Annotated in this window: 9 protein-coding genes; 1 reads left to right on the top strand and 8 read right to left on the bottom strand. The window is 34.2% G+C overall.

All coding sequences use genetic code 11. From position 1 onward, the window contains the following. Positions 1-196: 196 nt before the first annotated feature. Both ACZIYX_RS13050 and ACZIYX_RS13045 read right to left on the bottom strand, forming a co-directional pair. Positions 197-919: a tetratricopeptide repeat protein gene (locus ACZIYX_RS13050; protein ID WP_462682688.1), complete on the bottom strand. Its 723-nt coding sequence runs from the start codon at positions 917-919 to the stop codon at positions 197-199. A gap of 19 nt (positions 920-938) precedes the next feature. Beyond that, positions 939-4,391 (bottom strand): pyruvate carboxylase, encoded by a 3,453-nt coding sequence (locus ACZIYX_RS13045; protein WP_462682687.1) that lies wholly within the window; start codon positions 4,389-4,391, stop codon positions 939-941. A 238-nt stretch (positions 4,392-4,629) separates the two neighbouring features. Between ACZIYX_RS13045 and ACZIYX_RS13040 the strand changes: the two genes are divergently transcribed. Then, positions 4,630-5,469, top strand: a complete 840-nt coding sequence (locus ACZIYX_RS13040; protein WP_462682686.1) for a hypothetical protein — start codon at positions 4,630-4,632, stop codon at positions 5,467-5,469. A gap of 54 nt (positions 5,470-5,523) precedes the next feature. Here the strand turns inward: ACZIYX_RS13040 and ACZIYX_RS13035 are convergent, their stop codons facing one another. The 6 genes from ACZIYX_RS13035 to yaaA form a co-directional block, all read right to left on the bottom strand. Further along, a complete protein-coding gene (locus ACZIYX_RS13035; protein WP_462682685.1) occupies positions 5,524-6,657 on the bottom strand; it encodes a TRAP transporter substrate-binding protein in 1,134 nt (377 codons plus the stop codon). A gap of 12 nt (positions 6,658-6,669) precedes the next feature. Next, positions 6,670-8,016 carry a TRAP transporter large permease gene (locus tag ACZIYX_RS13030; RefSeq protein WP_462682684.1) on the bottom strand — a complete coding sequence of 449 codons (1,347 nt, stop codon included), beginning with the start codon at positions 8,014-8,016 and terminating at the stop codon, positions 6,670-6,672. Further along, positions 8,016-8,519: a TRAP transporter small permease subunit gene (locus ACZIYX_RS13025; RefSeq protein WP_462682683.1), complete on the bottom strand. Its 504-nt coding sequence runs from the start codon at positions 8,517-8,519 to the stop codon at positions 8,016-8,018. Before ACZIYX_RS13025 ends, ACZIYX_RS13030 begins: the two co-directional genes overlap by 1 nt. 105 nt (positions 8,520-8,624) lie before the next feature. After that, positions 8,625-9,437 carry a helix-turn-helix domain-containing protein gene (locus ACZIYX_RS13020; RefSeq protein ID WP_462682682.1) on the bottom strand — a complete coding sequence of 271 codons (813 nt, stop codon included), beginning with the start codon at positions 9,435-9,437 and terminating at the stop codon, positions 8,625-8,627. Further along, complete coding sequence (locus tag ACZIYX_RS13015) at positions 9,437-9,715, bottom strand: putative quinol monooxygenase (protein WP_462682681.1); 279 nt, start codon at positions 9,713-9,715, stop codon at positions 9,437-9,439. The genes ACZIYX_RS13020 and ACZIYX_RS13015 overlap by 1 nt, the downstream gene beginning before the upstream one ends. 113 nt (positions 9,716-9,828) lie before the next feature. After that, complete coding sequence (gene yaaA, locus ACZIYX_RS13010) at positions 9,829-10,590, bottom strand: peroxide stress protein YaaA (RefSeq protein ID WP_462682680.1); 762 nt, start codon at positions 10,588-10,590, stop codon at positions 9,829-9,831. Between the last annotated feature and the right edge of the window lie 401 nt (positions 10,591-10,991).

Genomic DNA, 10,991 nt, shown 5'->3' with positions numbered 1-10,991 from the left:
TCACCAATACTTAATAACCGCATATAACAGTATTTTTAATTAAGAAATGGTATAATTTATTAGTGCTATTTCAAAGTTAAAATGGTATTAGAGCACTATGCATTAGCAGACAAAGCAAACGCCTCAAAAACCTTAAGGATTCTGGAGGCGTTTGATGTTTATTCGTTTATTTGTTTTTAGATCACTAAACTTATAATTACAGGGAGGCTACTAGTTTTTTTACATCACTTATCACTTCCCGATATTTATTCTTATTAGGCTTAGACATGTGATCTGACTCTGTTACTATTTCTAATAAGATTTCTTTAGCATCTTGTGGGTTTCCTTTTTTTATCAAAAATTGAGCTAGTATATATCTTTCCTGATAATTTGAATATCGTTGATCAATTTGTCTTAGCTGTTTTTCTGCTTCTTCTGATTCTCCTTTTTCTTCTAATGCCAATCCGTATAAAAACTGGCTTCGAGATCCTTTAAAATCTGGTTTGGTGTTTATATACTTGGCACAGGACACAACTTTATCATGGTTTTTAAGATAAGTATATCCTTCCATCAATTTTTTAACTACCCCTGCATCTTTTTTATAATCTTGATTAATTGCAATTTCATATTCTTTTATTGCATTTGTATAATCTCCTGTTTCTAATAAAGCATCTGCCAGATTGGTTCTATTCTGAAATGTATCTGCAAAATCCAATTGCTTTTGCAAGTCACTAATCTTTTTGGTGGGATTAATAACATGTATAACTTCTTTTTGAACTACATCCAGATCTTTTTTATTGAATACCTGAGTAAAAAGATAAATAAGACTTCCTATCACAGGCAGAAACACAATTACAAAGAACCAGTAGTAATTATTTTTACTCTTAATGGCGTGATAAATACAAAAGCCTTGCAAGGCTATAATTAAAAAATATTGCATTGCGTAAAAGTAGGTAAAACTATTTGAGTATAACCACCAAATCATCTGCATTTACCATAGTACCGGATTTAAGAACAATTTTTTTGACTGTTCCATTTTCGTTAGCGGTTATTGTGGTTTCCATTTTCATGGCTTCAATAATAAATAGCGGGTCATTTTTTTTGATTTCTTGCCCTGTTTTAACCAATACAGAAGATAATGATCCTTGTAAGGGTGCTCCTATTTGTTTGATGTCTGATTTATCTGCTTTTATGTGTACAACTTTATTTACTTTGATAGAATTATCTTTTATTTCTACGTTTCTGGTTTGCCCGTTTACTTTAAAAAATACGGTTACCATACCTTCTTCGTTAGGTTCTCCTACAGATATTAGTTCTATTAGCAGTACTTTACCTTTGTCTATTTCAATAATTATTTCTTCTCCTGGTGTCATCCCATAGAAAAAGTTTTTTGTGGGGATATTTACTACGTTTCCATATTTTAAATGATGGTTGTATGCTCCTGTAAACACTTCGGGATATAATTTATAGGAAAGGAAATCGGTAATATCGAGATCTCTTCCCATTCCTTTTTTAAATATCTTAACAAATTCTTTAAATTCGATTTCAAAATCTATTGGTTCCAGATGCGCATTGGGTCTGTTGGTAAAAGGTTTTTGTCCTTTAAGTATCGTTTTTTGCAATTTTTTTGGAAACTCTCCTACTGGCTGCCCTAATTCTCCTTTAAATAAGCTAACTACCGATTGTGGGTAAGAGATAGTATCACCCCGTTCTTTAACATCGTCTATGGTTAGATTATTGCTTACCAGGTATTGTGCCATATCCCCTACTACTTTAGAACTTGGTGTTACTTTAACAATATCTCCAAATAGTGTATTGACTTCGCCGTACATTTTGGTTATTTCATGAAAACGATCTGCCAATCCTAATGCTTCTGCCTGCGGTTTCAGATTAGAATATTGTCCTCCGGGGATTTCATGTTGGTACACCTCACCTGTTCCTGCCTTTAATCCGGATTCAAAAACATAATAATACTCTCTTACTTGTTCCCAGTAATTAGAGTATTCATTTAATTTAGGTATGTTGATTTGGTTTTCACGTTCATGAAATCGCATCATTTCTACTACCGAGTTAAAGTTAGGTTGGGATGTTAATCCTGATAATCCCCCAAGAGCTACATCTACTACGTCTACTCCTGCCTCAATGGCTTTAATATAAGTTGCAGACTGTACCGAGGAGGTGTCGTGTGTATGCAAATGTATCGGGATATTAATTTGGGTTTTTAATGCCGAAATCAGTTCGTAAGCTGCATACGGTTTTAATAGCCCTGCCATGTCTTTGATTCCCAAAATATGTGCTCCTGCATTTTCAATATCTTTGGCAAGTTGTATGTAGTATTGCAGAGTGTATTTTGTTCGTTTTGGATCCAGAATATCCCCGGTATAGCATAAGGAGCCTTCTGCCAGTCCCCCGGTTCTTGTACGCACATGTTCTATACAAGGTGCTATAGATTTCATCCAGTTTAAGGAATCAAAAATCCTGAATACGTCTACGCCATTTTCCCAGGATTGTTCTACAAACTTCCCGATCAGGTTATCGGGGTATGCGGTATATCCTACCCCATTGGATCCACGAATAAGCATTTGCAACAAAATATTGGGCATTGCTTTACGCAAAGAGCGAAGCCGCTCCCACGGGTTTTCTCTTAAAAAGCGTAAACACACATCAAAGGTAGCTCCCCCCCATACTTCCATACTAAAAACCCCGGGATGGTTTTTTGCAAATCCTTCGGCTACTTTAAGCATATCATACGTACGCATTCGTGTTGCCAACAGGCTTTGGTGCGCATCCCGCATGGTGGTATCTGTAAAATGAATTTTCTTTTCATTTTTTAACCATTCTGCAAATTTTTCTGGTCCAAGTTCTGTAAGCAAATCTTTGGTTCCTTTGGTATAATCTGCGGTTTCGTCAAATTTTGGTATAACCGGGGTAACAAAAACTTTATTGGCATCTGTTTTTTTTGCATCAGAATTACCATTTACAATTACATCCCCCAAAAAGTTTGCTAATTTGGTAGCGCGGTTACGTGGTTCTTTTATAACAAAAAGCTCTTTTGTATCCCTAATAAAATTAACGGTTACTTCTCCTTTTCTAAAGGTATCGTGGCGCAAGATATTGTCCAAAAACGGCATATTGGTTTTTACCCCTCGTATTCTAAATTCTGAAAGGGCTCTCAACATCTTTCGGCATGCCCCATCCAATGTCCTGCTATTTGCAGATACCTTTACTAACATAGAATCGAAGAAGGGGGAAATAGTTACCCCTTGATACACACTTCCTGCATCTAGTCTAATCCCAAATCCTGATGCGCTACGATAGGTAGTAATGGTTCCATAATCGGGTTTAAAGTCGTTTTCAGGATCTTCGGTAGTTATTCTGCATTGTAAAGCAAATCCAATAGTTTTTACACTATCCTGACTTTCTATTTTAATTTGCTGATCCGATAATTTATACCCTCCGGCAATAAATATCTGTGCTTTAATAAGATCTATTCCTGTAACTATTTCGGTTACCGTATGTTCTACTTGTACTCTGGGGTTTACTTCAATAAAATAAATACTACCATCATCATCGACCAAAAACTCTACGGTCCCTATATTGTTATATTCTACGGCTTTACATATTTTGATAGCATACGTGTAGAGATTTTGTTTTATATGTTCAGAAACGCCAAAAGAAGGGGCATATTCGATTACTTTTTGGTATCGTCGTTGTACAGAGCAATCCCTTTCAAAAAGATGTACCATGTTGCCATGATGATCTGCTACAATTTGTATTTCGATATGTTTTGGGTTCTCTACAAATTTTTCTAAAAATACGGTATCATCTCCAAAAGCATTAAGTGCTTCTCTGCGGGATTCTGGATATGCTTTTTCTAATTCTTCTACATTTCGGATAACCCGCATTCCTCGTCCCCCACCTCCCGATGCTGCTTTAAGCATTACCGGAAAACCAATACGTTTTGCTTCTTTTATAGCTATTTTAATATCTGTAAGATCTTCTTTATTGCTTTGGATAATTGGAACATTATTATCTATAGCTACTTTTTTTGCTGTGATTTTATCTCCCAAAGAACGAAGTACAGATACTTTGGGGCCTATAAAAATAATATTGTTGTCTAAGCATTTTTGCGCAAAGTCTGCATTTTCTGACAGAAATCCATACCCTGGATGAATAGCATCTACATCATTGTTTTTAGCTACTTTTATAATTGCATCTATGTTCAAATATGGTTTTAATGGTTCATGGTTATCCCCTATCTGGTATGCTTCATCGGCTTTATATCTATGTAATGAGTAACGGTCTTCATAAGTGTATACCCCTACTGTTTGTATTCCGATTTCTGTACAAGCTCTAAAAATACGGATTGCAATTTCTCCCCTATTAGCTACTAATACTTTTTTGATTTGCATGATGTAAATTATAAATTAAACTTTTTTTAGCGAACATTCGCTACGAAGATATCAATAACAAAAATGTCACGCAATAGCATTACAAAAATTGGTATAAATAAAACTATTCTGTGATATCCTTAACAATTATTAACAAAAATTAAAGCTACTCTTTATAAGATTTTCCATCTCATAATCGTTATTGGTCATAATAACCTAAAAAGAATTTTCAATTTTTTTTAAATAAAAGCCTATTATAATGAAAAAAAGAGTTTTTGCCTTTGCCTGTATGGTATGCTTGGTCTGTAGTTTTTTACTAAGCTGTAATAATGATGATAACGATACACAAACACCAATCACTGCTGTTACAACATCCAAACAGCATAAAGATGTTGCCTCTGCAAATAAAGAAATAATCTCTATCGTAGAAAATGTTTTTGGAACCGAATCGAGTGTTCGCAGCAAAACCAATTCTAAAATAAAAACCCCAAAATGTGCTACCATCACTTCTGAAATAACAGAGGATATAAAAACTGTGGTCATTGATTTTGGCGAGCGTTGTGAATTATCTAACGGTGTGGTTATTTCTGGTAGTATTCGTATGACTTTTAGCCTTAAACTGGATAACGAAAGTAAAATAGAAATAAAGTATACTCTGGACAAGGTTGTTTACAAGGATATTACTGTTAGTGGAAATGCAACTACCATATTTTCATTTCAAAATGATACCGGAAACACCAAATTTACAACGACTTCTGATTTCTCTTTTGTATGGAAAGATACCCTTACAGCAACCAGTAAAACCAACTTTACTACAGAGTCCTTTTCTGGCAGCACTAATCCCGACACCCCTGCCAGTCTGGTTTTTTATTCGTTAACTACTGGCAACAGCATAACAGAGTTTGGTAATGGTGATAAGTATAGTGTTGAAATTACTGTGCCTTTGCGAAACGAAAGTTCTTGCGAATATATTGTTAGCGGAGTTGTGGTTACCAAAGAAAACAGTGCTACTGTAACCCTAAATTATGGGGACGGTAAATGTGATAATATTGCTACACAAACAGATGCTGATGGTAATGAAACGACCATCGAATTATAATAAAACATTTTTTTGACTTAAACCGTTTCGGACATTTTTCTGAAACGGTTTTTTTTATTGTTCCTGTATTTTATTATAGTATGCTTTTTCTGTTATCTCTGACCACTTGGAAATCTTTTTTTGAAAACCAGAATAGCTCTCATATACTTCTTTAGATAAGGGATCGTCCCCTATCATTTCGTTTATGGCTTGTTTTGTGTATGCCCGAAGAACATCCAGGGTTTCTTTAGAAAACTCACGGATTTCAACTCCTTCTTCGTTTATCAATTTATCCAGATAAATTCCATTTTGTTTATCAAATTCTGCCAAAACCCATACTTGCGCCCTTTTGGAAGCTGCCTGTAATACTGCTTGCAAATGTGGTGGCAGGCCATCGTATAAATTTTTGTTTACAAAAAATTCTAATTGCGAGCCTGTTTCATGCCATCCTGGTGTGTAATAATATTTTGCTATTTTATGAAACCCCATTTTATAATCGTGATATGGGCCTATCCACTCTGTAGCATCAATAACACCTCTTTCCAGGCTTGTATATACCTCACTACCAGCTACCAAAACCGCTGCTCCTCCTGCTTTTTCCAACACTTTACCACCAATGCCCGGCAATCTCATTTTAAGTCCTTTAAAATCTTCGGCAGAGTTAATTTCCCGGTTAAACCATCCTCCCATTTGCACCCCTGTATTTCCTCCCATAAAAGGTACAAGATTAAATTTAGCGTATGTTTTTTTCCATAATTCATACCCGCCGCCAACTTCTAGCCAAGAGGTCATCTGCTGGCTATTCATACCAAATGGTACTGCTGCAAAAAATTGTGCTGCTGGCGTTTTTCCTGCCCAATAATATGCTGCTCCGCATCCCATTTCGATAGTTCCTTGTGACACAGCATCAAAAGCCTCTAATGGTGGCACCAATTCTCCTCCGCCATATACCTTTATTTTGATTTGCCCGTTAGATAGTTCTTCTACCCACTTTGAATATTTTTCTGCTACTTCTCCCACTACCGGAAAATTGGGAGGCCATGTAGTGGTCATTTTCCAATAAAATACTTTATCTGGCTTAGCTATATCATACGAATTAACGTTCATACTTGCAGGCGGCTCTCCCAAGCAGGATAAAAACAGTAATGCAATCATTACCATTGTAAATGTCTTTGTTATACTATATTGCAACTGTACTACTAGTTTCATACTACTATTTTTTTATTTTGAAATAAAAATAATCTCAGGAAAAAACACTACGATACCAACAATAAGTAACTGGATGATGATAAAGGGTATAATTCCTCTGTAAATCTGATTTGTCGTTACACTTTCCGGGGCTACTCCTTTAAGATAAAATAATGCAAACCCAAAGGGAGGAGTTAAAAAAGAAGTTTGCAAGTTTAACGCTATCAAAATTCCTATCCATAGCATATCCATTCCCAATGCATTAAAAACCGGGGTCACTACGGGAACTATAATGAAAATGATTTCAATAAAATCTATAAAAAAACCTGCTATAAAAATAACCACCATTACTAACAACAGGAATAATATTGGGGTTAGATCAGACGATAATATTAGTTCTTGCAAATAAGTATCCCCTCCCAATGTCCTGAATACTAATGTAAATGTAGTTGCACCCAGTAAGATAAAAAATACCATGACGGTTAGCTTAGTAGTTTCTTGTGCTACTTCTTTAAGAATTTTTAACGAAAACTTTTTTTGAATCCCTGTCAAAACCGTTGCTCCTATCGCTCCAATTGCAGAAGCCTCTGTAGGCGAAGCTATTCCTGTAAAAATTGAACCTAATACCAATACGATCAATAGTAGCGGCAAGAACAATACTTTCAGGATTTTTGCTATAAAATTGGTACCTCTAAATATTGCTATTTCTTCAGCAGGGATACTTGGGGCATGATCTTTATAGATATATGATTTTATTAAGATATAGCCTATATATAACCCTACCAGTAATAATCCCGGCAACATTGCTGCAGAAAACAAAGTTCCTACATCTACAGATGCCGCCCCTCTGGAAGAACTATTAATTGTATCTGCCAATAATACCAAAACAATAGATGGCGGGATAATTTGTCCTAATGTTCCTGCCGATGCTATAACACCTGTAGCCAGCTCTGTTTTATACCCTCTTTTGAGCATTGTGGGCAAACTTATTAATCCCATAGTCACCACTGTTGCCCCAACAATTCCTGTAGAGGCTGCCAGCAAGGCTCCTACAATAACCACAGAAATAGCTAAACCACCACGTACACGACCAAACATCATTGCCATTGTTTCTAACAGGCTTTGCGCTAGTCCGGATTTTTCTAACATAATCCCCATAAAGACAAACAAAGGAACCGCCATTAGCACATAATTATTTACTACCCCCATTATTCGGGAAGGAAGTAAGTAAAATGTAGACATCTGAAATTGTTCCGGAGCAAAAACAGAGACCCCAAAAGCAAAAGCTACAGAAATCCCCCCCAAGGTAAAAGCAACCGGATATCCTCTTAGAATGAGAACAAAAATAACAACAAACAATACTATTGCCAGATATCCCATTACTTATCGTTATTAACTATGATTTGAATGGATTTGAGTATATGAGCTACTCCCTGAAGCAAAAGAAAAACAAATCCTATAGTAACACAAAATTTAAGCACATATAATGCAGGTAATCCCCCCGGCTGAGCAGATGTTTCATTAATTAAAAAAGAAGACAACCCATAATACCAGGAAGAAACAATAACAACATAACACCAGGGTATCAATAAACATATACCCCCTAAAAGATCCACCCAAGCCTTTCCTTTTTTGGATAGTTTAGAATAAAAAACATCTACCCGAACATGCTTTTCGTGCTTAAATGTATACCCAGAAGCTAATAAAAATAACATCCCGAATAGATAAACCTCTATTTCTACCATCCAAACATTGGTAAATCGAAAAACATAACGAATAACAACATCCAGACCAATAATTATGGCTAGCACTACTGAGATCCAGCTAACTAATGAGCCTACTTTTTCACCTACCCAATCTAAGAAATTAATAATCTTGTACATCTGCTAATTTATATTGCTAATCAAAGTTGAAGATACTAAAATTATGCACATTTAAAACAGAATGACACATAGTAATACTAATCACATTATCTTTTAAATTTCTTTTTAAATTTTCTTTAGAGATTCGTAATAAAAATGATTTTTAAAACTCTCCTGAGTAAAATATGTTCCTGGTGTTTTATCTGTGAAAAACTTAAATTCTTTTATAAAATGGCTTTGATCAAAATACCCATTATCCAATACTACATCTAAATAATAAGCAGGCTTATTAAGAAGTATTTTTTTTATGGTATTCTGAAATCTTGTTATTCTCTGAAACTCTTTAGCTGTTATCCCAAATTGGAATTTAAAATTTCTTTCCAACTGGCGAGTGCTTATATTTACTTTTTTAGATAATTCGTTTATAGTATTATTATCAAAATTGTAATACAAGTCTTCTATAACCCTATCCCATTTATCATTTTTTTCTTGATGATAAATCGTAAAAGAGTCCATTAAAAAAATTTCTATTTCTTTAATTTTATCTTTAATTTCAAGAGCATTATTAAGTTTATAAAGTATTTTTTTTCCTCTATCCCCCCAGATATCTTGTATCGACAAGTAACTATTGTTCAATTCTGAAAAAGGTATTGAAGTAAAATGCCGAAATGCCCCGCTTTTAAATCTTACAGACATAAGTGCTACTTTATCAAGCTTATCAAAATAAGAAATTGTTCGTGGACAAACGATATGGCCCTTTTCTAATTTTTGACCATTAACCGATAAAGGAGTATCTATATAAAATAATATCTCCAGGCCTGTACCCGGTAAAATGGGTGAAAGCTCAAAACCAACACTATCAGATCGTTCAAAAGTATAAAATCGATCTATATATTTTGAAAGAAACAAATTAGGATGGTATGTCTTCTTTTTAATCATTAAAAAGTTTCTATAACTGGTTCCTTTGTCAAAAACGGCATCACTAAGTTCAAAAAATCTTTAAAATGTTTGGATGCATTATGATTTTCAACTGCTTTTTGATTTTGATACTCTTCATAAATAAAAAACTCACCATCCTTATAAGTATCTCTCAATAACTTATACTTCAAACATCCTGTTTCTTCATTACTTTTTTTAACCATATTTTTTGCATGGTTTAAGAAAATTTCCACCTTATTTTCTTGTATACATAATTGAACAAAAACAACTTTTTTCATAAATCTAATTTTTAGATTGCAAATATGAAAACCCAGATTATCATTTGATTGTAAAAACCCGACATTGTTGTTTAATTTTACAGATCATATAAAAGTTGATTTTACCAAATAACCTACCTTATAAAAACCAATTCATCAGGCTTGGTAGTATATTCTTCACTAAAGCCATACCCTTCGTAATTAAACCCTTTTAAATCTTCCAGGGTTTCTGCACCTGTGTCGATAATATAACGAACCATCATACCTCTTGCTTTTTTAGCAAAAAAGCTAATCATTTTAAGTTTATCCCCTTTCCAATCTTTAAACTGAGGAGTAATTACAGGTACTTTTAATGTTTTTTTATCTACTGCGCTAAAATATTCGTTGCTTGCAAGGTTTACGAATAATTCTCCTTCTTCTAACTCTTCATTTAAGTGCTTAGTGATTGTTTCTTTCCAGAACTCATACAAGTTATTTTTTCTTCCCACTTTTAGCTTCGTTCCCATTTCCAAACGATAAGGTTGCATAAGGTCTAATGGTTTTAAGACACCATATAATCCAGAAAGTATTCTCAATTTATCCTGTAATACACCTAGTTTATCTTCAGGAAGCGTATACACATCTAATCCTGTATACACATCCCCGTTAAAAGCATATACTGCTTGTCTGGCATTATTGATTGTAAAAGGAAGGTTCCAGTCCTGATTACGTTGCCAATTGAGCTGCGCCAATTTATCGCTTATACTCATTAGTTCTGAAATATTTTTTGGAGATTTTTTCTTAAGAACTTCATTCAGTTTTTCTGCTTCTGCAATAAAACATGGTGTTGTATATTGTTTTGCAGGTACTGTAGTTTCAAAATCCAGAGATTTGGCAGGAGATATTACAATTTTCATTTAGACGAGATTTATGTTTCCCAAAAATACAATTGTCTGGGGATATTAAAAATCCAGTAAAGTATTAATTATCTATTTAAGTATTGTTTTCTTCTATTTGTATTTTTAAAAATCTTTTTTGTAAGCAGTTACCAATGTATTTAAACAACTAATCTTATTACTTTATCCCAATAATACCTTAATATTTTTTTGGCTTTAAACCTGCACTAACAAATTATTTTTTTATCTGTTTTTTGTTAAAAAACACAACTGTTATCCTGCTTCGGTTTAGCCATGCACAAGTACTATGCTTGATCCCTGATCTGATTTGGCGCAAGTTTTTTGCCTTGGGTACTTAAAAAACAAAATCAATTTCCACATATACAAACTCAAAGTCAAAAAAAATATAAAATACTGATATA

The organism is Aquimarina sp., from assembly GCF_977115655.1.
This window is presented reverse-complemented; position numbering and strand designations above follow the sequence as displayed.